22 protein-coding genes and 2 tRNA genes are annotated in these 20,922 nt (G+C 64.0%); 15 read left to right on the top strand and 9 right to left on the bottom strand.

The annotated features are described in order from the left end of the window. Positions 1-65: 65 nt before the first annotated feature. The 3 genes from DT068_RS16735 to DT068_RS16725 are packed head-to-tail and all read right to left on the bottom strand — an operon-like array spanning position 66 to position 6,093. Entirely contained in the window at positions 66-965 is a 900-nt protein-coding gene (locus DT068_RS16735; protein ID WP_119391020.1) for a nuclear transport factor 2 family protein, read from the bottom strand. 6 nt (positions 966-971) lie between these two features. Next, on the bottom strand, positions 972-3,215 hold the full coding sequence (locus DT068_RS16730; protein WP_119391019.1) for a caspase family protein: 2,244 nt from the start codon (positions 3,213-3,215) through the stop codon (positions 972-974). A 4-nt stretch (positions 3,216-3,219) separates the two neighbouring features. Continuing rightward, the gene (locus DT068_RS16725; protein WP_162914252.1) at positions 3,220-6,093 is read right to left on the bottom strand and encodes a caspase family protein; all 2,874 of its coding nucleotides are present in this window, start codon (positions 6,091-6,093) and stop codon (positions 3,220-3,222) included. Positions 6,094-6,427: 334 nt separating this feature from the next. Between DT068_RS16725 and DT068_RS16720 the strand changes: the two genes are divergently transcribed. The 5 genes from DT068_RS16720 (at position 6,428) to DT068_RS16700 (ending at position 11,249) form a co-directional block, all read left to right on the top strand. Then, positions 6,428-7,510: a calcium:cation antiporter gene (locus DT068_RS16720; protein ID WP_119391017.1), complete on the top strand. Its 1,083-nt coding sequence runs from the start codon at positions 6,428-6,430 to the stop codon at positions 7,508-7,510. After that, positions 7,510-8,916 (top strand): MocR-like pyridoxine biosynthesis transcription factor PdxR, encoded by a 1,407-nt coding sequence (gene pdxR / locus DT068_RS16715; protein ID WP_119391016.1) that lies wholly within the window; start codon positions 7,510-7,512, stop codon positions 8,914-8,916. Before DT068_RS16720 ends, pdxR begins: the two co-directional genes overlap by 1 nt. A gap of 103 nt (positions 8,917-9,019) precedes the next feature. After that, entirely contained in the window at positions 9,020-9,772 is a 753-nt protein-coding gene (locus DT068_RS16710; protein WP_119391015.1) for an NAD-dependent epimerase/dehydratase family protein, read from the top strand. 47 nt (positions 9,773-9,819) lie between these two features. Then, entirely contained in the window at positions 9,820-10,269 is a 450-nt protein-coding gene (locus tag DT068_RS16705; RefSeq protein WP_368904781.1) for a cupin domain-containing protein, read from the top strand. A 50-nt stretch (positions 10,270-10,319) separates the two neighbouring features. Next, a complete protein-coding gene (locus tag DT068_RS16700; RefSeq protein WP_119391014.1) occupies positions 10,320-11,249 on the top strand; it encodes a cation diffusion facilitator family transporter in 930 nt (309 codons plus the stop codon). 20 nt (positions 11,250-11,269) lie between these two features. Here DT068_RS16700 and bdcA read toward each other — a convergent pair whose 3' ends face one another. Then, entirely contained in the window at positions 11,270-11,983 is a 714-nt protein-coding gene (bdcA, locus tag DT068_RS16695) for an SDR family oxidoreductase (protein ID WP_119391013.1), read from the bottom strand. A gap of 71 nt (positions 11,984-12,054) precedes the next feature. On the opposite strand from bdcA, the gene DT068_RS16690 reads away from it, so the two are divergent. Genes DT068_RS16690 through fabF form a run of 3 tightly spaced genes read left to right on the top strand, consistent with a single transcriptional unit; the run spans position 12,055 to position 14,483 of the window. Next, positions 12,055-12,651 (top strand): TetR/AcrR family transcriptional regulator, encoded by a 597-nt coding sequence (locus DT068_RS16690; protein WP_368904780.1) that lies wholly within the window; start codon positions 12,055-12,057, stop codon positions 12,649-12,651. A 42-nt stretch (positions 12,652-12,693) separates the two neighbouring features. Continuing rightward, a complete protein-coding gene (locus DT068_RS16685) occupies positions 12,694-13,209 on the top strand; it encodes a winged helix-turn-helix transcriptional regulator (protein WP_119391011.1) in 516 nt (171 codons plus the stop codon). 5 nt (positions 13,210-13,214) lie between these two features. Continuing rightward, positions 13,215-14,483 carry a beta-ketoacyl-ACP synthase II gene (gene fabF / locus DT068_RS16680; protein WP_119391010.1) on the top strand — a complete coding sequence of 423 codons (1,269 nt, stop codon included), beginning with the start codon at positions 13,215-13,217 and terminating at the stop codon, positions 14,481-14,483. A 75-nt stretch (positions 14,484-14,558) separates the two neighbouring features. On the opposite strand, the gene DT068_RS16675 is transcribed toward fabF, so the two are convergent. From DT068_RS16675 to DT068_RS16665, 3 genes are all read right to left on the bottom strand, one after another. Then, positions 14,559-15,230 carry an RraA family protein gene (locus DT068_RS16675; protein ID WP_119391009.1) on the bottom strand — a complete coding sequence of 224 codons (672 nt, stop codon included), beginning with the start codon at positions 15,228-15,230 and terminating at the stop codon, positions 14,559-14,561. 64 nt (positions 15,231-15,294) lie between these two features. Next, positions 15,295-15,942: a dihydrofolate reductase family protein gene (locus DT068_RS16670; protein ID WP_119391008.1), complete on the bottom strand. Its 648-nt coding sequence runs from the start codon at positions 15,940-15,942 to the stop codon at positions 15,295-15,297. A gap of 84 nt (positions 15,943-16,026) precedes the next feature. Further along, positions 16,027-16,989 (bottom strand): D-2-hydroxyacid dehydrogenase, encoded by a 963-nt coding sequence (locus tag DT068_RS16665; RefSeq protein ID WP_119391007.1) that lies wholly within the window; start codon positions 16,987-16,989, stop codon positions 16,027-16,029. A gap of 139 nt (positions 16,990-17,128) precedes the next feature. Here DT068_RS16665 and DT068_RS16660 point away from each other — a divergent pair, with 139 nt between their 5' ends. The 3 genes from DT068_RS16660 (at position 17,129) to DT068_RS16650 (ending at position 18,774) form a co-directional block, all read left to right on the top strand. Continuing rightward, complete coding sequence (locus DT068_RS16660; RefSeq protein WP_119391006.1) at positions 17,129-17,839, top strand: AraC family transcriptional regulator; 711 nt, start codon at positions 17,129-17,131, stop codon at positions 17,837-17,839. Between the two features lie 94 nt (positions 17,840-17,933). Then, positions 17,934-18,332, top strand: coding sequence for a DoxX family protein (locus DT068_RS16655; protein WP_162914251.1), 399 nt, complete (start codon positions 17,934-17,936; stop codon positions 18,330-18,332). Positions 18,333-18,384: 52 nt separating this feature from the next. Then, the gene (locus DT068_RS16650; protein WP_119391004.1) at positions 18,385-18,774 is read left to right on the top strand and encodes a hypothetical protein; all 390 of its coding nucleotides are present in this window, start codon (positions 18,385-18,387) and stop codon (positions 18,772-18,774) included. A gap of 53 nt (positions 18,775-18,827) precedes the next feature. On the opposite strand, the gene DT068_RS16645 is transcribed toward DT068_RS16650, so the two are convergent. Beyond that, a tRNA-Asn gene (locus DT068_RS16645) sits at positions 18,828-18,902 on the bottom strand. Positions 18,903-19,013: 111 nt separating this feature from the next. Here DT068_RS16645 and DT068_RS16640 point away from each other — a divergent pair. From DT068_RS16640 to DT068_RS16630, 3 genes are all read left to right on the top strand, one after another. Then, entirely contained in the window at positions 19,014-19,295 is a 282-nt protein-coding gene (locus DT068_RS16640) for a PGPGW domain-containing protein (RefSeq protein WP_119391003.1), read from the top strand. A gap of 77 nt (positions 19,296-19,372) precedes the next feature. Further along, a complete protein-coding gene (locus DT068_RS16635; protein WP_119391291.1) occupies positions 19,373-19,600 on the top strand; it encodes an amphi-Trp domain-containing protein in 228 nt (75 codons plus the stop codon). A gap of 37 nt (positions 19,601-19,637) precedes the next feature. Continuing rightward, positions 19,638-19,874: a hypothetical protein gene (locus tag DT068_RS16630; protein ID WP_119391002.1), complete on the top strand. Its 237-nt coding sequence runs from the start codon at positions 19,638-19,640 to the stop codon at positions 19,872-19,874. Positions 19,875-20,059: 185 nt separating this feature from the next. Here the strand turns inward: DT068_RS16630 and DT068_RS16625 are convergent. Beyond that, a tRNA-Cys gene (locus tag DT068_RS16625) sits at positions 20,060-20,133 on the bottom strand. A 92-nt stretch (positions 20,134-20,225) separates the two neighbouring features. On the opposite strand from DT068_RS16625, the gene DT068_RS16620 reads away from it, so the two are divergent. Next, positions 20,226-20,882, top strand: coding sequence for a protein-L-isoaspartate O-methyltransferase family protein (locus DT068_RS16620; protein WP_162914250.1), 657 nt, complete (start codon positions 20,226-20,228; stop codon positions 20,880-20,882). Positions 20,883-20,922: the final 40 nt, after the last annotated feature.

Raw genomic sequence — 20,922 nt, 5'->3', positions numbered from 1 at the left:
GACACTCTCCCCTCGTGAAGTGGTGTCATCCTACAACAAAAATGCCGTCAGGTCATCCGATGCCGCTAGCTGGCGGCGGCGATCGCCTGCGCGGTGTCGTAATATTCGTAGAACTCGGTGGCTTTGCCGCGGGCGAAGCGCCAGAGATCGGCCTTGGGCGAGCGGAAGGTCTTGCCGGTCTTGCGGCTGGTGAAAGAGACATCGGCCAGGACGAGCACGAACGGGCCGGCAGCGATATAATCCGTCACCTTGTAGTAGTTCATCCGAAAGGCCTGATCGAGCTCACGGAAATAATCCGCGACCTCTTCCCGGCTGAGGCGCGTCCTGGTGAAGGTAACCGGATCGGCGCCGCCGGTGAGCGAGCCCCACAGGACATTAGGGGCGAGGACGTGGACATAGGAGTCGGCCGTCCCGCCCTTGGTTTTGTTCCATTGGGCATAGAGCTTCTTGAGCGTCTTCACATTGGCCGTCGTGGCCGATGTCACGCCCGACACGGTGCGCGAGCCGCCCCATTTATAGAGCGGCCTCGGCTTGCGCGCGGTCACATCGCCGCCCGGCACGCAGGCGGCGAAGGCCTGATGCGTGTCGAAATACTCGAAGAAATCACACATCTTGCCGTCCTTCACGCGGATGATATCGAGCTTGGGCGAGTGGACGGTCTTGCCGGTGTGCCGTTGCTTCCAGGCGCATTCGCAGACGATGGCGATCGTGTCACCCTGCACCAGGAACAGGCGGACATTGAAGAAGATCATCTGCCAGTCGCGTATCAGCCCCTCGAAATAGGCGCTGATTTCCTTCCTGGTGCGGTAGGAGCGGGTGAACGCCATCGCTTCCACGCCGCCTCCGATCGAACGGAAGGTGGCGTCGTCGGACATCAAGTCGACGAAGAGTTGGCCGGTCTTGCCCTTGCCGCGATCCCACGTCTTGTAGCGCGTCTTGATCTGGCGAAGGATGCCTGGCGTCATATGGCCTTACGGTCTCACATCGAAAGTGAACAGGCTCGAGCTCATCACCGGTCCGCCGCTTTCATCTTCCTCCATGGTGGCCGCCCGGGTGGCGGAGCCCGTGATGCCGCCCAAGAGGTTCTTGAGGGCCTTGCCCTGACCGGTGCCGCGGGTGGCGGACTTCTCCTCGACACTTCGCGTCTGCTGCATGGCCGACAAGGTCGGCTGGATCAGCGAGCACATGCTGGGCGCGATCTTGGAGGCATCCTGCGGAATGGCGAGGATCACCGCATTCTCGGTGCCGACCGCTGCCGGGCGCTTGGCCTTGGCGTCCCAGGTGTTGATCTGGATCGTGTAGGTGACCTCGCCCGAGCCGGAATAGAGGGTCCGCACGCATCCACGCGCCTTGTCCTGGCTCGACATGGTCTGCACCCCGCCCAGCGCATCCACATAGAAGGCGGCGATATAATAGGTCCGGTCGGTCTCATTGGTGATCTTGAAGCGCACGGTGTCGCAATTGCCCACGCCTTGCGGCGAGAAGGCGGCGAGCGGCTTCTCCGGGTCCGTCTTGTTGGGCTTGGCGCAGGCGGTCGAGGGATCGGCGCTCTTGTCACCCTTGCGCTGAATGGTGGCGGTGATCTCGGGCCGATCGGCGTTCTCGTCCGCGGACGAGCCGACCGAGGAGGCAAAGCGGATCAGCTTCTCGGCGCGCGACAGCGACCACACGGCCTCCTTCATCTTCTCGGCAAGCGCCTTGGGATCGCCGCCGATCTCGATGCTGGGCGTCTCGCCGAAGCTGCCGGCCTTCATGTCGAGCGGGCGGTCGGGACGCATGATCCACAGCCGGCCATTCTGCGCCCGGAGCAGGACATCGCCATCGGGATTGCCGGCCTCGCCCAGGGCAATGCCGATATCGGCGGACCCCGACTCCGTTCCGAAGGCCATGTCGACGGCCTTGCTTATTTCGTCAGCCTGCGTCGCATCGGCGAGATCCTCCTTGGGCGGCGGCGACACAGCGAAACGGAAGCTCACGGCCTGCTCGGTCAGGCGCACGGCGATCGGCCCCTTCGCGATCTTGTCGGCACCCGGTTCCCAGATGATGTTGCCGGCCTGACTCGAGGCCGCTTCGGCGCTCACGATCTCGGCCTTGCCGATCGCCGCATCGCTCTTGCCCGGCGCATAGAGCGCCACGCGCGAGCCTTGCTCGAAGCCGTGCAGGACGCCCTGCGGGATGGCGATGGCCTCGTCTGCCACGATGGAGGTGATGAGCCGGGGGCCCTTGGCATTCGCCCCGGGGATGGGCCGGTCGAGCACGCCGTCGAAGACGGGCTGCGGCACGCGTCCGCCGGAACGGTCGGTCTGCAGATCGGCCGAGATCTCGCGCGCCAGGTCGGCAAAGGTCTGGGCCGTGCCCTGGGTCAGGGCATGATGCAGTGCGTTGGTGAAGACGCCCATGCGCTGCGTCTTGCCGTCGCCGACCATCGGCAGGTTGTAGCCGGTGAAGGGACGCTCGATCGCCTCGTCGAAGGCATCGACCGCATAGAAGCCGACGAGATCATTCTCGTTCTTCGTGACGATGGCGCCCTTGCGGCTGCCGCCGCGCGTGGCGCCGGCATCGGCCGCTTCACTCTTCTCAGGCACGCCGAGAGCGGCGGGATCGATCGAGCGGGTCACGCTGTCGCCGCGCGTCACAGTGCCCGAATGGCATGAATCGATGATCGCCCAGACGAAAGTGCCCTTGGCCCGGATGGCATCGAGCTTCTGGCCGAGCTCGTCATCGACCAGCGCGTTCTGGATGCTGCCCCCGGTCGGGTCATAGGGGCCGGTATCCGTCGGCAGGAGGACCTGGTCATAGCCATCGGCCTCCGGCTCGATCTCGGCGGCCGGGTCATTGTCGGGCTGGCGGGTGCCGTGACCCGAATAATAGAAGACGAAATCGTCTTCCGGCCCGGTCTCCGCGACGATCTTGTCGAAGGCCGTCCTGATATTGGCGATGGTGGCGGCGCCATTGAGGACCGGATAGTCGGCTCCCTCCGGCACGCCGTCGCTCAGCACGGTGATGTCCCTGGGATCGACACCGCGCGATTTGAACAGGCGCCACATGATCGACACGTCGTTGCGAGGGCCCAGCAGGTCGCGGATGCCGGAGGCTTCGTTGTAGTCGGCGGAGCCGATCAGCAGCATGCGGGTCTTCGCTTCAGCTGCCGATTGAGCTGCAGCGAGAGCGAGGAGGGCACTTGCCGTGCCGGCCAGCAGATACTTCTTCATCATGGGATCAACGCACCAAAGCTATGGGGAAATCGGGAATGGTGTCGGGCTTGCGCACGACGGGGGACTGGCGTTTGTCGGTCAGCTGCTTCACGCGGTCCGACAGCCATAGATCAAGCTCGGCAATTGTCAATTTGCCGTCCTTCACATAGTCGGCCCCGCCGCCGAAGCCCTCGATCAAGGCTTCAGTGAAAGCACCGTTCTTCCATGTGTCGTTCTCGATCGACAGTTGACGGCCAGTCGATGACGCGAACATGACGACGCCATTCTCGGCGCTCGACAGCTCGTTCACGATCTGGGTGATATCGGCATCGGCGCTGCGCGTCTGCTCGCCGCGCGTGCTGGCGGCCGAATGGCAGGCATCGATGAACATCATCGCCTTTCCGGCAAGGCCGCTCATGGTGGCCAGGAGATCGTCGCGCGAGACGGCGGAGGAGCGCAGCCTCTCCATCTCGCCATCGACGGGCAGATAATAGAAGCGCTGCTTGTTGTCGGTGACGCCGTGCCCGGCCATGAAGACCATGCCGACATCCCGGGAGGTCACCTCGCCCTCCAGCCATTCCAGAGCCTCGACGATGTCGTCGCGCGTGGCGTCCACATCGGTCAGCAAGCGCACGTCGACCTTGCCATAGATGCCGCCTTCCTGGCGCTTCAGCGCGTCGGCGAAATCCTTGGCGTCCTGAGCGGCATATTTGAGCTTGTAGTCGGCATTGGCATAATCGCTGACGCCGACCACGACGGCATAGAGCTTGGGCTTCAGCATCTCCGCAAAAGCGCCATCCCACAGGACCTTGACGATTCTGACCTCGCTGGCTCCCGTCTTTGTCCTGGCGATGAGTCCGATCTCGACGTTTTGAGAAGGGATCGGAATATCGAGCGTCGTCACTTCGTCCTCGTCGGGGATGGCGATCGCGGCGCGACCTTCGAGCGGACGACCATTGATCAGGATGTCGATACCCTCGATCGGCTCGCCGCTCGGCGAACGGACGCGGTAAGAAACCTGGATCGGAGAGGTGGCGGTTTTGATCTCGTTGCTGTCCATCGCGAGTTCTACTACGGCGGGCAGGATGGCACGTGTCAGCTCGCCCGATGCCGGTTGCTCATCGAGGCGTCCGGCTTCGGCATTGGCGCTCTTTACGGCCTCCTCCGGATCGAGCGTTGCAAGGACCTTCTGGACGATGTCGGGGCGGTAATAGGTGTTGCGCAAGCGAGATGCCGGGAAGAAGTCGGGCGCCATCGTTTCCGCACGGTTGATATTCCAGCCGATCAGGTCCTCGCCGCCCGGCGATGCGGCGTAATAGCCGGTGGGCGTCCAGAGGATCCAGCGCTGGTCCTTGTTGTGGACGAACAAGGCGAGGAGTTCCTTGCCGTCCTCGGCCCTGAACCAGCGGATGGTTCCGTCGCCCACGGCGGCGACAATGACCTTGCCGTCCTGCGCGATATTGGTGCCCCAGGCGACACCAGGAATTGCGGTGCGCCACAGGAACTTGGCTTGCGCATCATAGCGGCGGATATACCAGGCCGTGCCCAGCGCCACATATTGCTTGTCTGGCGACAGCGCCACGCTGAAGCTCGTCTCATGCGGGTCGGCCACCAGGATCTGGTCATCGACCTTGGTTTCGCGCCCGCCATTCCAATTGTCGATCTTGCGGCTGGTAATATCGGGGCCCATGAGATCGTCAGCGATCCCCGTCACATCCTTCAGCTCGAGCGTCGTCGTGTCGAACAGGACCGGACGCTTGCCGCCGACATCGAGGGAGAAGCGCACCTTGCTGCCATCGGCGCTGACCGAGATCGCGCCTTTTTCGTTGCGACCCATGCCGGCAATGGGCGTGAACAGCTCCATCAGCGGAGCTTCCTTCGAATGCGTGTCGTTCGGGCTGTTGTCGAGCACTGCGATCTGGGGCAGGGCACCCACCGCCACGATGCCCGATGCGCCAAAGGGCTGGAGGTCGAGCACCGTATCGGCCGAATTGTAAATGAAGGACCGCTGGCCCATGCCCTGGTCGCGCCAGCGCACGACGCGGTACCAGCCGGTCTCGTCGCGGAACGCGCCGCCGGCATAGAGCGTGCCGCCGTCCTTCGACCAGGAAACAGCCGTGAGGTCGCCCTTCTCCATACCGGAGAGATCGGGCTGAGGCAGCCATTCATAATTGTTGGTCGAGAAGATATCGACCTTCGGCACATCGCTATAGCCGATGGCCACCTTGTCGGTGCCGGCAGCAAAGGAAACCGAGAAGACCTTCTTGCCGCTCGGCGCCTTGACCTGCGACAGGAGGCTGCCGTCCTGAGCGTAGAGGCGCAGAAGACCGTCATAGGAACCGGTGGCGAATGTGCCGTTCTCGGCGAAGGCGATGCCGTTGGTGTCATCGGAATAGCCGGTGTCCTCGGTGACGAGCGCGCCCGTTGCCACATCATAGAAGCGCATGCCGAAATTGCGGCCGAAGGTCACTGCCAGCCTGTCGCCATCTGGCGAGAAGGCGAGATTCATGGTGACTTCGCTGTTGGGTCCCAGCGTGCGGATCACCTGGCCATTGGTGGCGTCGATCAGATAGACATACTGCTTCTTCATCCAGCCGCCGGCGGCGATGGTCTTGCCGTCGGGACTGAGGGCGATGGCGAAGACCGATCCTTCGAAGCCCTCGCCGATCGGCACGCGGAAAACGTTCTCGAGCTTGCCGTCCGGCACGCTCCACACCCTGATGGTCTTGTCATAGGAGGCGCTGACGATGCGCTTGCCATCGGCGCTCACCGCCACATGCCGGGCAACCGCCGTATGCATGCCGGCCTCGACGCGCAATTGCGGCTCGTTTCCAGCCTCGGGCTTGGCTTCCTGGGCGATGCCGGCTTCCGTGGCGATGCACAGAAGCAAGGCGCTCAACAAAAAAACAACGCTCCGCATGCCGTCCAGCGGTTCCCTGCCGTTTCGATCCCCGTATGATGAATTCTAGACTCTTGTGCCCTTTGGGCAAGTTACATATCGGCGGAGTTTGTGGCGGCAGAACGGAGAAAGCCCGCCGCTTTTGCGGCCCGTTCCTGCAGGCCGTGAAAATCACGTTGATTTGAGATCGATTGCCGGGCCACCGGCCAACGGGTCATAGGTTGCAGATAGGGGCCTCCGGTACCGGCGAATGGCCATCCGCCGGTTTTTTCCATTAATGTCAATCTGTTCTGGACCGCTCGCCGGACCGACCTTTTAATGGGACGATCGAATCATGCTGCGTGATCACCTGCCCATCTGGACCTGGCTCAGCCCGCTTGCCGGCTGGCTTCTGCTTGCCGCTACCCTGGGAGGCTCGCACCCCTTGCTCACCCCGGCGATCGGTATCGGGCTGATCGCCGCCGTTCTCGCTGCGGTGCATCATGCCGAAGTGGTGGCGCACCGGGTGGGCGAGCCCTTCGGCACGCTCGTGCTGGCGCTCGCCGTGACGGTGATCGAAGTGGCGCTCATCGTGTCGCTGATGCTGGCGGGGGGCGATGCGACGGCGGCGCTGGCCCGCGACACGATCTTTGCCGCGATCATGATCATCCTCAACGGCATGGTGGGCCTGTGCCTCCTGGCCGGCGGGTCCCGGCATGGCGAGCAGGCCTTCGGCCTCTATGGCGTCAATGCGGCGCTCGCCACGCTCGCCGCCATGGCGGTGATCACGCTCATTCTGCCCAATACGACGACAACAACCGCCGGCCCCGTCTATTCATCGAGCCAGCTCATCATGATCGCGATCGCGTCCCTGATTCTCTACGCTGCCTTCGTGCTGGTGCAGACGGTCAGGCATCGCGACTATTTCCTGCCCGAGGGACAGGCGGCACATGACGAGGCGGCCCATGCCGCGCCACCCAGCACCAAGGTTGCGCTGGTGAGCGCGGCTCTGCTTCTCATCTGCCTCGGCGCTGTCGTGCTTCTGGCAAAGGCCTTGTCGCCGACGATCGAATCGGCGGTGACGTCGGCAGGGGCGCCCAAGGCCGTGGTCGGCATCATCATTGCGGCGATCGTGCTCCTGCCCGAGAGTCTCGCCGCGCTGAAGGCGGCGCGGGTGAACCGCCTGCAGACCAGCCTCAACCTGGCGCTCGGCTCGGCGCTCGCCTCCATCGGGCTCACCATCCCGGCGGTGGCGATGGTGGCGCTGGCGACCGGCTGGACCCTGGTGCTCGGTCTCGACACCAAGGGCATGGTCCTCTTGGCACTGTCACTGCTGGTCGCGACGCTGTCGCTCGGAACCGGGCGCACGACGGTGCTTCAGGGCGCCGTCCATCTGGTGATCTTCGCCGTCTATCTGTTCACCACCATCGTGCCGTGATGACAGACCCTTTCGGGTTTGAGCTCTCCCGCAAAGGAAAATTGCCGCTTGCCGTGCAGATCAGCCAGGGCATCGGCGCGGCGATCCTGGAAGGGCGGCTGGCGCCCGGCGCAAGACTGCCGTCATGGAATGACCTGGCGGCCCAGCTCGGCGTTGCGCGGGGCACGGTCAGGGCCGCCTATGAGCGGCTGCTCGATGAGCAGCTCATCACCGCTTCGGGGCCAGCCGGCACCTATGTGTCGCAGCAACTGCCGGCGCGCGAGAAGAGCGTCAATGAACCAGAAGAAGCCAGCCTCGCCGATTTCTTCACCGGTTTCTCCGCGCCGCCCAAGGTCTTCCAGATGGGCGTGCCCGCTCAGGACGCCTTTCCGTTCAAGCTTTGGTCGCGACTCATGGCGCGCGCGGCGCGCCTGGCCGCCGCGGCGCCGGTAAGCTATCCGGATCCGCGCGGCGAGCCGGATCTGCGCCGCGGGATCGCCGCCTATCTCGCCATTGCGCGGGGCGTGCAGTGCCGGCCTTCACAGATCTTCATCACGTCCGGATATGCGGCAGCCCTCAACCTCATCATCCAGACGCTCGACCTCAAAGGAGCAAAGGCCTGGATCGAGGATCCCGGATTCCCGGTCAGCCGCAAGTCGCTTGGTCTTGCGGGCGTCGGCACGGTTCCGGTGCGGGTGGATGGTGAAGGCATTGTCGTTACCGAAGGCATCGCCGCGGCCGGGAATGCGGCGGTTGCGCTGGTCACGCCCGGCCAGCAGGCGCCTCTGGGCATGGCGCTTTCTCCTGCGCGTCGGCGTGAATTGATCGACTGGGCGAGGTTGTCCGGCGCGTGGATCATCGAGGACGATTATCTGAGCGAGCTGCAGTTGCAGGGGCGCGCTGCGCCGGCGCTCGCCGCACAGGACGATTCCGGACGCGTCATCCACATAGGCACCTTCTCGAAGACGATCACGCCCACCTTGCGGCTCGGCTTCGTGGTCGTGCCGGCAGCCCTCATGGCCAAATTCCACGATGCGGTGGCGTGCCTTTCTCCCGCGAGCAATGCGACGGCACAGCGTGCGGTGGCGGAGTTCATCCGCGATGGGCATTATCTTCGCCATCTCCGGCGCATGAAGAAACTCTATCGCGCGCGTCGCGACGTCATGAAGACGAGGTTCAACGATGCGGCGCCCGTTGAGACCATGGCGGGCCTCGCCGTTCTGCTGCGCCTGCCGGCGGGAGCGAGGGATGTCGATATCGCGGCGCGCGCGGCTGTGCTCGACATGGCGCCGAGGCCTGTGTCGCTGTGGTATGCGCGCGATGACCTGCGCCGCAGCGGCCTCCTGCTTGGGGTGACCAATGCGACAGGCAAACATTTCGACCTGTCCTGCACCCGGTTGAAGCGCCTGATCCGCGATTTCTCCTGACAACGATGGTGCAGGATTTCCGGCAGGTCTTGGAGCTGTTCCGGCGGCGCGGATGATCGCAGTGTCGCGGGCAAGGCTCGGAGCCAGCGAACGGAATTCGTCCATGGGTTATCGCATCTTTCTTGCCGGAGCGTCAGGCGTCATTGGCCGGCGCCTGGTTCCACTCCTCATCGAAGCGGGTCATCATGTCACCGGCATAGGACGTACGCCGCGATCCGGCGATGCCGTGCGGGCAATGGGCGCCTTCTATATCGCTGTCGATGTCTTCAATGCCGATGGCTTGCGCGATGCGATGATCACCGCGCGTCCGCAGATCGTGATCCATCAGCTGACCGATCTGCCCGAAGCCCTCGATCCGGCTTTGATGAATGAGGCGATCCTCCGCAATGCGCGCATCCGCGATGAAGGAACCCGCAATCTCGTGGCCGGGGCCCGCGCCGCCGGGACCCGCCGCATCATTGCCCAGAGCATCGCCTGGGCCTATGCGCCGGGCCAGCCGCCTTACGCCGAGAGCGATCCGCTCGATATCGATGCGCAGGGCAGCCGCGCGACAACGCTGCGCGGCATTGCGCGGCTCGAAGGACAGGTCCTGAATGCGCGCAACCTCGCCGGGATCGTGCTGCGCTACGGCCAGCTCTATGGGCCGGATACGGGAAGGGACGTGCCGGCCGGAGCTTCGCCGCTGCATGTCGATGCCGCCGCCCATGCCGCCTTCTGCGCGCTCGATCGCGGCGATCCCGGCATCTTCAACATCGCTGAGGCGGAGGGTGAAGTCATCATCCGCAAGGCGATCGACGGGCTTGGCTGGCGAGCCGATTTTCGCCTGAGCGAAGAGAAGATGAAAGTGAGGGCATGACCATGAATGGAGTCATACGCCAGGCGAACCGGGGAAACCTCACAGGCTTGAGCTTGGCCAGCCTCGGCGTCCTTCTGCTGTCGGCTGCGGCGCTCAACTGGGGCGGCACTTCCGGCATGGATCACCTCATGCACAGCAACAGCGGCGAGACGGCAGCGGCGGCGCGCCCGGCGACGATCGTCAGGCCGGTTTCCTGCGAGAAGCTTCCCAATGTGCCGGGCAAATCGATCACCACCGTGGTGGTGGAGTTTCCCCCCAATGCCTTTTCACCGCGCCACCGGCATCCAGGCTCGGTCACGGCTTTTGTGCTCAAGGGCGCCGTCCGATCGCAATTGAACGGCGGCCCGGCCGAGACCTTCACGGTCGGCCAGTCCTGGTTCGAGCCGCCGGGCACGATCCATATGTTCGCCGAGAATGCCAGCGCGACCGAGCCTGCCTCGCTGCTGGCGACCTTCGTGGCGGATGATGATTGCGGGCCGCTGACGATCTTCGATTGACCTTGTCTCGCTGGAATAGTTCCGTAGGCTGCGGCAAACGGGACTGATCCATGGGGCACGGACATTTACACGGGGCAGCGGCTTCATCCGGAACCGCGGCTGGAAAGCACAAGAGCCGGCTCGCCTGGGCGCTCGGCCTGACCACCTCCTTCATGCTGGTCGAAGTGATCGGCGGCCTGTGGACGGGGAGTCTGGCGCTTCTTGCCGATGCGGCCCACATGCTGACCGATGCGGGCGGCCTGGCCCTGGCGCTCATCGCCATCCGCTTCGCCGAACGGCCGGCGACGCCGCAGAAGACCTATGGCTATGTGCGCATGGAAGTGCTGTCGGCGCTGACCAATGCAGTCGTGCTGCTGCTCCTCACCGCCTATATCCTCTATGAGGCCTATCAGCGCTTCCTCCATCCGCCGGAAATCCTGGGGCTACCGATGCTCGCGGTGGCGGCGGTGGGCCTCGCCGTCAATCTGATCAGCATGAGATTGCTGGCCGGCGGATCGGAGGAAAGCCTCAATGTGAAGGGCGCCTATTTCGAGGTCATGTCGGACATGCTGGGCTCGCTCGGCGTCATCCTGGCGGCCCTCATTGTCATGCTCACCCAGTGGACGCTCATCGATCCGCTCATCGGCGCCGCCATCGGCCTGTTCATCGTGCCGCGCACCTGGAACCTGCTCAAGCAGGCGGTGCACATATTGATGGAGGGAACGCCGCCCAATATCGACATCGGTCTTCTCGAGCGCAAGCTCAAGGACATTGCCGGCGTCGAGGCCGTGCATGATCTCCATGTCTGGACCATCACCTCGGGCCTCGATGCCATGAGCTGCCACCTCGTGGTGGCCGATGCCGCAGGCTCCCGGCGCATACTGGCGGAGGCGTCGGCGCTGATGCGCGAAAGCTTCGGCATCACCCATTCGACCATCCAGATCGAAGACGAGGCGCATCATGCAGGCGAGGGCGATCCAGGACCGGGACACACTCGATAGATGGATCGCCCGCGCCAGGTTCAGGCGGCGAAGCCGCCGTCGATCGTCTGCATCGAGCCGGTGATCATCGCGCCATGAGGGCCGGCGAGGAAGGCCGTATATTCGGCGATCTCGTCGCTATGGATATGGCGCTTGATCGCCATGAAGCTGTGCATGAGATCGGCCATGGGTCCATCGGCCGGGTTCATATCGCTGTCGGTGGGGCCGGGCTGCACGCTGTTGACGGTGATGCCGCGCGGGCCGAAATCGCGGGCGAGGCCGCGCACCATGCCCTGCATCGCCGATTTGGTGAGCGCATAGGCGGAGCCGCCAGCAAAGGGAATGCGATCGCCATTGGTCGAGCCGATGACGATGATGCGGCCATCGGGGTTCATCTTGCGCGCCGCTTCGACGGCGGCGTGGTAGGGCGCGCGGACATTGATATCGATCATGCGGTCGACTGTATCGGCCTCGATGGTGAGGGGGTCGCCGATGGCTGCAATACCGGCATTGATGACGAGGATGTCGAGCGCGCCGCGGCTCGCCACGGTGGCGACGAGGGCATCGCGATCGGCACTGTCGGCGTGGATCGCCTCGGTGCCGGTCTCTTTGGCAAGCTTTTCCGCCGCCTCCCGGGAGCCCGCATAGGTGAAGGCGATCCTGCCTCCGCCCTTGGCGAAGCGGCGGACGACGGCGGCGCCAATACCGCGGCTGCCGCCCAGGATGAGGATATTCTTATCCGAAAAATCGGCCATCTGAGTTCTCCTTGAATTTATGTAGTGGTCGCTATATATAGGTGACCGGGAGATCTGCAAGGATTATTTTAGTGACCGCTACAAAAAATTCGGAACCACGCGGCAGGCCGCGTTCATTCGATATGGACGAGGCGATCCATACCGCCATGAAGCTGTTCCATCGCCGCGGCTTCGATGCGGTAGGGGTGGCCGAGCTCGGCGCCGAGCTCGGCATCAAGCCGCCAAGCTTCTATGCCGCCTTCGGCAGCAAGGCCGGACTCTTCCGCCAGGCCGTCGAGCGCTATGCGGCAGGCGAGGCCAATGTCTTCGGACGGGCACTGGCCAAGGGCGGCACGGTCACGGAGGTGATCGAGCGCATGCTCCACGAAGCCGCGAAGATCTATCCCGAGCATGACGGCATCGCCGGCTGCCTGGTCATCGATGGAGCGCGCAACAGCGCCGATGCCGAAGCCTGCGCCATCATCGCTAGCTTCAAGAAATCCAGCCGCAAGACACTCCGCGACTTCATCGCGACCGAATTTCCGCGCCAGGCGGACGAGCTCGCCGATTTCCTGGTCATTGCGCTCGGCGGCATGTCGGGGGCGGCACGGGATGGGGCAGGCGTCCGGACGCTCAAGGCATTCGCCGCGGCGGCGAGCCGCGCATTCCGCACCGAGACCACGCGATAGTAACTTGCATTTTGATAGTGACTTGGCTAGTCTCCCGGCATCATGCAGCCGAAGAAATCCTTTGGAGTCGAGTGCCCGGTGGCGCGGACACTGGAATGCATCGGGGAGTGGTGGAGCATCCTCATCCTGCGCGATGCCTTCCAGGGCTTCACGCGCTTCGATGAGTTCCAGAAGAGCTTAGGGATAGCGCCCAACATACTGTCGCGGCGCCTGGCGCATCTGACGCAGGCGGGCCTGTTCGAGCGCCGGCGCTATCAGGCGCGGCCGCCGCGCCATGAATATGTGCTGACCGCCAAGGGCCGCGATCTTTTTCCCGTCATGATGGCGATCTTTGCCTGGGGCAACCGGCATCTCGCCGCCAAGGGGGAAACGTTTCTCATGGCGGAGCGCGCGACAGCGCGGGTGCTGAAGCCCCTGATGGTCGATGCCGAAAGCCTGATGCCGCTGTCGCCGGCGTCCGTCATTCTCATTGCCGGGCCGCGCGCCACGGCGGGGACGCATGCGCGCCTCGCCTCGTTGCGGGCGCTCAGGCCAGATACTCCCCTCGCAAAAGGATAATCGTCATGCGCCGAATTGTCGTCACGGGTCTTGGCCTGGTCTCGCCGCTGGGATGCGGCGTCGAGCTTGCCTGGTCGCGTCTTCTCAAAGGCAGCTCCGGCCTGCGGGCACTCCCCGAATGGGCCGCCTCGTTGCCTGCCAAAGTCGCCGGCATCGTGCCGTCCATAAGCGATGACGCGCAGGGCGGCTTCGATCCCGACCGGGCGGCGGCGCCCAAGGACCATCGCAAGATGGACCGCTTCATCCTCTTCGCGCTGCTCGCTGCCGCCGAGGCGGTCGCGCAGGCCGGGTGGCAGCCCGCCAATGCGCATGAGGCGGAGCGCACCGCCACCATCATCGCTTCGGGGATCGGCGGCTTCCCCGCCATGGTCGAGACGGTGCGCACCGTCGACCAGCGCGGCGTGCGCCGGCTCTCGCCTTTCACCATCCCGGCCTTCCTCGCCAATCTGGCGGCGGGCCAAGTCAGCATACGCCATGGTTTCAAGGGGCCGCTCGGCACGCCGGTCACTGCCTGCGCGGCGAGCGTTCAGGCGATCGGCGATGCGGCGCGGCTGATCCGCGCCGGCGAGGCGGATGTCGCGCTGTGCGGCGGCGCGGAGGCCTGCATCGATCTCGTCAGTCTTGGCGGCTTCGCGGCGGCGCGGGCGCTCTCGACCGGCTTCAATGACAGGCCCGAAGAGGCGTCACGGCCTTTCGACCGCGACCGCGATGGCTTCGTCATGGGCGAGGGGGCAGGGCTTCTGGTGATCGAGGCGCTCGAGCATGCACAAGCGCGCGGCGCCAGGCCGATTGCCGAGATCATCGGCTATGGCACCACGGCGGATGCCTATCACATGACATCGGGACCCGATGACGGCGAAGGGGCGCGCCGCGCCATAGCGGCGGCGCTGCAGCAGGCGGGGCTCGCGCCCGATGCGGTCCAGCATCTCAACGCGCATTCGACCTCGACGCCGGTCGGCGACAGGGGCGAGCTCGAAGCCATCAAGTCGGTGTTCGGACAGGCGCGGCGCATCGCGGTCAGCGCCACCAAATCGGCGACGGGACATCTGCTCGGCGCCGCGGGAGGACTGGAAGCGATCTTCACCATCCTTGCGCTGCGCGACCAGGTGGCGCCGCCCACGCGCAACCTCGTCAATCCGGATCCCGCGGCGGAAGGCGTCGATCTCGTCGCCGGCAGCGCGCGGCCGATGGCGATGGAACACGCGATCTCGAACGGCTTCGGTTTCGGCGGCGTCAATGCCAGCATCCTGCTGCGCCGCTGGACTACAGCATGATCCGGAAAAGTTCATGGCCGGGCCTGACCCGGCCATCGTACCGGTTTTCCGAAAAATCCTGCGCAAAAAAACCAATTAGAGTTTCTTGGCCGGGGCCAAGTCGAAGGTCTTCTGGACCGATTTGCCGGCCGCAAGGGCCGCGGTCCACTTGGCCTCCAGAGCAATCTTCTTCTCGGCGGCGCCGATATGAGCGCGGGCCATCGCGGGCGACAGCGACACGAGGCCATCATCATCGCCGATGACGAGATCGCCCGGCGTCACCAGCCTGCCGCCCATGATGACGGGCGTGTTGACAGCGCCTTTCTCGGCGGAAGAGGGGCCGCGCGGCGTTATCCAGCGCGTGAACACCGAAAAATCCGACCATTCCGCCAGGGTCGCGACATCGCGGATGGCGCCGTCGCAGACCAGGCCCGCCATCCTGCGGCCGCGCAAATGGCCACTGAGGATCTCGCCGATCATGGCGGTCTCGCGATGACCGTGGGCGGCGATCATCAGCACGTCGCCGGGACGCATCTGCTCGAGCGCAAAGAGCACGGCGCCGAAATCCGGCGGCTCGCAGAGCGCCGTCACCGCGCGCCCGAAGAGGCGCGGCTGCCGGCCCGGCGGGTTGAGAGGGCGGATATCCGGATCGATCTGGCCGTCGCCGCGCACGATATCCACCGCAATGGCAACCGGCACGGCGCGCCAGCGCTCGATTTCCGCGGCCGACAGATCGGATGTCGGCGCGGCATGAATGGTGACGGTCACGGCAAGTCCCCTTCGTCTGTTTCCCCAACGATGGAGACTTGCTTAGCCCATCCCTGGATCGAGATCACGCCTGCTTCGTCACGGTGATATGTGAGGCGAGCGGTGTCGAGACCCACTCGGTGAAGGCATATCCCAAAGCCGGCAAATCGAGATCGTGAAAGAGGCTTTCGCCCTTGCCCAGCAGCATCGGCGACATGGCCAGATGCATCTCATCGACAAGCCGGGCCCTCAGATATTGCCTGACCGTCGCGACGCCACCGCCCACCAGCACATCCTTGCCTTTGGCGGCCTCCCGCGCCCGGCGCAGTGCTTCCTCGATGCCATCGGTCACGAAATGGAAGGTCGTCCCGCCCTCCATCTCGACCGGCGGGCGCGCATGATGGGTCAGCACGAAGACCGGCACATGATAGGGCGGGTTGTCGCCCCACCAGCCTTTCCAGGTCTCATCGGGCCAGGGCCCGCGCACCGGGCCGAACATGTTCCGTCCCAGGATCCAGGCGCCGATATTCTCGAAACCGCGCTTGGCGAAGTCCTCATCGATACCTGTTTTGCCATCCTGCTTGCCAAGCATGGCGCGGAAAGTCCTGGTCGGGAAAAACCATCTGTGCAGGTTCTCGCCGTTCACGCCGAGTGGGTCTTGCACGCTCTGGTCAGGCCCGGCGCCATAGCCGTCGAGGGAGATGGAGAAGTTGCGGACATACAGTTTGGACATGGCAGGCTCCTGTATAACCAGTTGTGTAATGCAACTAGTTATACAAAGAGTGATTGCATAATGCAAGTGGTTATTTGAGACGTTTCACACGATCTCGTTCCGCAAAGCCGATCCCGCCTGCAGGCGCCCGATATTTTCCAGCAGGAGATCGACGATGCGGCTTTCATAGCGGCGAGTCTCGCCGGCACTGTGCGGCGTCACGAGCACATTGGGGAAGCGCCAAAGCTCGGAGCTCGCCGGCAACGGCTCATCATAGACGCAATCGAGAGCGGCGCCGGCAAGGGCGCCGCGGCGCAGAGCCTCGATGAGCGCCGGCTCATCGACGACACGGCCGCGCGCGACATTGATGAGATAGGCGCCCGGATGCAGGGCGGCGAGCGCCGCCTCGCCGATCAGCCCTTCGGTTTCGGGGGTAAGCGGGCAGGTGAGGGCGACAAAATCCGCTTGTGGCAAGGTGTCGAGGAGCTGCGCCGGACTGACGATGCGTGCCACGCCCGGCACGGGCTGCGGCGTACGCTTCATGCCGATCACCGTCATGCCGAAGGCATCGGCGAGACGGGCAAGCCTCTGGCCGATGCGCCCGAGGCCGATGACCAGCAGCGTCTTGCCATGAAGCTCATCTTCACGGCGGGAGGGATCGCCGATCATCGGGCGCCAATGCCGCCCCGACTGATGATCGCGGGCCAGATGCAGATGACGGGTGAGGGCCAGCATCAGCGCGATCGCATGCTCGGCGACCGCGATCTCGTTGCCGCCCTGGGCACTGGCGAGCTTTATGCCGCGCTCGCGCAACATCGCCTTCGCGAACTGGTCGGTGCCGGCGCTGATCGACTGGATGAGCCGCAGCCTCGGGGCGCGGTTCACCAGCTCATTGCGCCAGAGGCCGGAAACCACGAGAATATCGGCGTCGCCGACACGCCGCTCAAGCTCGTCAAGGGTGCGGACCTCGAAGGACTCGAACTTGCGGCCGCGCGTCAGGAATTCATCACGCAGCTGGTACGCTTTGTGGGCGAAGGCGATGGTCAGGTCAGGGGAGGGATCGCTCATGAAGAGAGGAGACTCTGTTTGATATTGATCGGCTCATTATAGACAGGCAGCTGCCTTGGGAAATGCCGGCTTGTGACTCGCGTAACGGAATGATTGACTGAGCTACGCGTAAACGTTGTGAGCAGGAGGAGACGCAAGCTTGCTCTTTGCATTCGACGATCGGTCATCGGATTCGCCCTTTATCGAAAGAGTGTGGCGCTGTCACAGTCTGCACGCCGGCTCGTTTCGCTCCATCGCCTCGCCGCACTGGGAAATGGTGATCACGCGCCATCACGGCTGCAGCATGTTCACCTTACGCGGACCGGAGACCAGGCCCACTTTTGCCGAAGTTCCGGCGGAGGGCGCGTGGTTCGGCATCCGCTTCCGGCTCGGCACTTTCATGCCGGGATTGCCGGTGGCCCGTCTCATCGACCGGCAGGATGTGAATCTGCCGGTCGTGTCCGGGCATTCCTTCTGGCTCAACGGTGCTGAATGGGAATATCCGGACTTCGACACCGCCGAGACCTTCGTGGCGCGTCTCGTCAAGCGCGGCTTCATCGCGCGAGATCCGGCCATCGAAGCTGTGCTCGCCGGTGATGACCAGGCCCTGTCGGTGCGTTCCGTCCAGCGCCATTTCCTGCACGCGACCGGCATGACCCATGGCACCTATCGCCAGATTGCACGCGCACGCCATGCGACACAGCTGCTCAAAGCAGGGGCATCCATTCTCGACACTGTTCACGAGGCGGGTTTCTTCGACCAGTCGCACCTGGCGCGTTCCCTCAAACGCCTCATCGGGCAGACGCCGGGCGGCGTCATGCGCGAGGAGGAGCAGTTGTCGTTTCTGTACAAAACAGCGTCCGGGGCCTGAGCCTATTGTGCTCGCGGCCATGCCGCCCTGAATGGCGCGCCGTGGTCGATCAGCGGCGGCGCCAGGCAGAAAACTGAAAAGAGGAGGGGAACGCATGATACCCAACACCAGAGCCACAGTCTGGCTCGGCTACATATTGAGCGGGCTTGTCATTCTGTTCATGATCTTCGATGCGGCCATCAAGCTCGTTCCGATTGACGCCGTCATCGCATCGAGCACGGCTCTGGGTCTGCCCGCCACGGCAGGGTTCGCCCGCGGATTGGGCATGCTGGCGCTGGCCTGCACGGCGCTCTACGCCTTTCCGCGCACTTCCGTGCTGGGGGCGGTGCTGCTTACCGGCTATCTGGGCGGCGCGGTCGCCACGCATGTGCGGGTCAGCAGCCCGGTTTTCAGCCATGTCCTGTTCGGGGTCTATCTCGGCATCCTGCTGTGGGGTGGACTCTATCTGCGGGATGAGCGTCTGCGGGCAATCTTCCCGGCTCGCCGGTCCTGATGTCCGGTTCGCCGGTCGCAAATTTGCCACGAGATGCCAGGATTGTCGGGCCATGTGTTTTTCTCCTTTTGGCCGCCTTGCGTCGATCCGCCGTTCCAGCTCCGCCATTGTCGTCATGGTCCTGTGCCTGGCTGTTTCCGTGCAGCCCGTGCTGGCCGCCAAGAAGGGCATGGAAACGCTGCGCATCTCTCCCTTGAGGATCATGTGCGTCAAGGCTCCTTGCCCTCCCTGGGATGCGATGGCGATTTCACAAGGAACGGGACCCGCAGGCCCGCATCCACTTTATCTGGGACCTTTGCCGTCCATCATCGGGACGAAAGCGGACAGGACCCTGATCGCCAGGACATGGCGCGAGAAGGGCTGTCTCATTCTGCGCGCCAGGTTGCAGCGGCCAGGCAAATCCGCGGTTCTCACCGTTGGCCGCATCCTGCGTTCCTGCTGATCATCCGCAAGAAAAAGGGGTCGGACGCGCAGCATCCAACCCCTTGTTTGAACTGGCTCCCCGGGCCGGACTCGAACCAGCGACCAAGCGGTTAACAGCCGCTTGCTCTACCACTGAGCTACCGGGGAATGGCAGCGCCTATACCAGAGGTTTCTGGCACTTGAAAAGTGTTTTTGCAAGCTGTCGAAAAGCTTTTGCCGCCACCCTATATAGAGGCCTCAGGGAGCGGACCGACCCACATGCACAGCGTCAAATTCGCCGGGCGGAGAATTTACGTACCCAACCATCCGGTCATCAGGATCGTGCTGGGTTGTGTGCTTCTCCTCGGCGGTTTCCTGGGGTTCCTTCCCGTGCTCGGCTTCTGGATGGTGCCGCTCGGCCTGCTGATTCTTGCCATCGACATCCCGATAGCGCGGCGCCTCAGGCGACGCCTCGAGATCAGGCTCGGCCGCTGGCTGGTCAGGACATCGCCGAAATGGGCGCGCCGCTTCGGCTTCTCGACCGGTGAAAAAACGGCCTGATGACTGTCACGCCTTCTTATTCCTGTCATTGCCGCTCGCCTATCGTGAGCCGGCTCAATGCAGAAGAGATGGCGGGCATGAAATCCGATCGTGACATCGACAAGACCTATCCGCGCGCCGATTTCGTCGCCAAGCTCAGGCGCCTGGCCGATGCGCTCGAGGCGGAAGAGCCGTTCGAAATCCAGGTCGCCGGCGAACGGCTGCATGTGCCGGCGCGCGCGTCGCTCTCGATCGAGCATGAGCGCGAAGCGGGGAATGAGGAGATCGAATTCCAGCTGCGCTGGCGGCGCGAGACGGCGGCCTGATTGAACTTCAGGAGGGCGGTCCAGCCGCGGCTCTCAATTGGCTGAGCCGCTCAGCCGCCCGCATCAGCAACTCATGTTCGTGACTGAGAAAAGGGTTTGCATCGCCACCGGCGTCTTCCAGATCGCGGGCATGAGCAATGAGTTCGTCAACCAACTCGCTATCGGACATTCCAGGCCTCGCCGCTTGTTGTTGCGACTCGAGAATTCACGGGACGGCATTTTGGTTTCATCGACCGGAAAATTTCCGGTCCGCATATCGATGATCGGCAATTGAATGGCTGCCAAGCGGGAACGGGGCGACGGCTCGACGCCGACCCCTCAGACGCGCAAGAGCCATCCGCATGAGTCGGTTGGCGAAAATCGGACCAATGCCCGAGAGCAGCGTGCAAGCGGGTTGCGACGGTGCCCGTCACAAAACCTGCAAACTCGCTGATTTAAAAGGGGAAAGAGAAGAAAGACTGGAGGCCTCGCCCGGAATCGAACCGAGGTACACGGATTTGCAGTCCGCTGCGTAACCACTCCGCCACGAGGCCCTGGGCGGGCCTTATAGTCGAAGCCCACGGCAACTACAATGTGTTACGATTGGCGCATGGACAGACACCTTCTATTTGGTTATCAGCATCTTATGACCGATTTCGCCACTGCCCGCGCCAGGATGATCGTTTCCCAGGTGCGACCCAACGGCATCACCGATGGCCGCATCCTCCAGGCCATGGCCCAGCTGCCGCGCGAGCTCTTCGTACCTGAAGCCCGCCGCGCCATTGCCTATGTCGATGAGGATGTGGAGATCGGCTCCGGCCGCGCCCTCATGGAGCCGATGGCGCTCGCCAAGCTGGTACAGCTCGCCGAGATCGGTCGCGATGACCGTGTGCTTCATGTCGGCTGTGGCACCGGCTATGCGACGGCCCTTGTGGCGTCGTTGTGCAAGTCGGTTGTCGCCATCGATGAGGACCAGGGATTTGTCGATGCCGCCAGCGCCAATCTGGCCCGGCTCGGGATAGCCAACGCCAAGGTCAGCAAGGCCGCCCACGCTTCGGGTTGGAGCACGGCCCAACCCTATGACGCCATTCTCATCGACGGCCAGGTGCCGGCGGTTCCGCCCGCTTTGCTGCAGCAGTTGGCCGATGGGGGCCGGCTGGTGGCCGTGGTGGGTGACAATCTGGTGGCGACGGCGACACTTTACAGCCGGCATGACGGGGCGATCAGCTCGCTGCCTGCTTTCGAGGCATCGGTCGCCCGCTTGCCGGGGGTCGTTGTGGACAGGCCGGGCTTTGTCTTTTGATTGGGTTCCGATCTTGCGCTAAGATCGAGATCGGGCTCGA

It is taken from the genome of Taklimakanibacter lacteus (genome assembly GCA_003576695.1).
Lineage (GTDB): Bacteria > Pseudomonadota > Alphaproteobacteria > Rhizobiales > Aestuariivirgaceae > Taklimakanibacter > Taklimakanibacter lacteus.
Note: the sequence above shows the minus strand (reverse complement) of the source record. Positions and strands in the feature narration are given on the sequence as shown.

Bases quoted from the DNA above. Each gene is read 5' to 3' on its own strand.
- DT068_RS16735 (WP_119391020.1), bottom strand. From the start codon at position 965: ATGACGCCAGGCATCCTTCGCCAGATCAAGACGCGCTACAAGACGTGG.
- DT068_RS16730 (WP_119391019.1), bottom strand. From the start codon at position 3,215: ATGATGAAGAAGTATCTGCTGGCCGGCACGGCAAGTGCCCTCCTCGCT.
- DT068_RS16720 (WP_119391017.1), top strand. From the start codon at position 6,428: ATGCTGCGTGATCACCTGCCCATCTGGACCTGGCTCAGCCCGCTTGCC.
- pdxR (WP_119391016.1), top strand. From the start codon at position 7,510: ATGACAGACCCTTTCGGGTTTGAGCTCTCCCGCAAAGGAAAATTGCCG.
- DT068_RS16710 (WP_119391015.1), top strand. From the start codon at position 9,020: ATGGGTTATCGCATCTTTCTTGCCGGAGCGTCAGGCGTCATTGGCCGG.
- DT068_RS16700 (WP_119391014.1), top strand. From the start codon at position 10,320: ATGGGGCACGGACATTTACACGGGGCAGCGGCTTCATCCGGAACCGCG.
- bdcA (WP_119391013.1), bottom strand. From the start codon at position 11,983: ATGGCCGATTTTTCGGATAAGAATATCCTCATCCTGGGCGGCAGCCGC.
- DT068_RS16685 (WP_119391011.1), top strand. From the start codon at position 12,694: ATGCAGCCGAAGAAATCCTTTGGAGTCGAGTGCCCGGTGGCGCGGACA.
- fabF (WP_119391010.1), top strand. From the start codon at position 13,215: ATGCGCCGAATTGTCGTCACGGGTCTTGGCCTGGTCTCGCCGCTGGGA.
- DT068_RS16670 (WP_119391008.1), bottom strand. From the start codon at position 15,942: ATGTCCAAACTGTATGTCCGCAACTTCTCCATCTCCCTCGACGGCTAT.
- DT068_RS16665 (WP_119391007.1), bottom strand. From the start codon at position 16,989: ATGAGCGATCCCTCCCCTGACCTGACCATCGCCTTCGCCCACAAAGCG.
- DT068_RS16655 (WP_162914251.1), top strand. From the start codon at position 17,934: ATGATACCCAACACCAGAGCCACAGTCTGGCTCGGCTACATATTGAGC.
- DT068_RS16650 (WP_119391004.1), top strand. From the start codon at position 18,385: ATGTGTTTTTCTCCTTTTGGCCGCCTTGCGTCGATCCGCCGTTCCAGC.
- DT068_RS16640 (WP_119391003.1), top strand. From the start codon at position 19,014: ATGCACAGCGTCAAATTCGCCGGGCGGAGAATTTACGTACCCAACCAT.
- DT068_RS16635 (WP_119391291.1), top strand. From the start codon at position 19,373: ATGAAATCCGATCGTGACATCGACAAGACCTATCCGCGCGCCGATTTC.
- DT068_RS16620 (WP_162914250.1), top strand. From the start codon at position 20,226: ATGACCGATTTCGCCACTGCCCGCGCCAGGATGATCGTTTCCCAGGTG.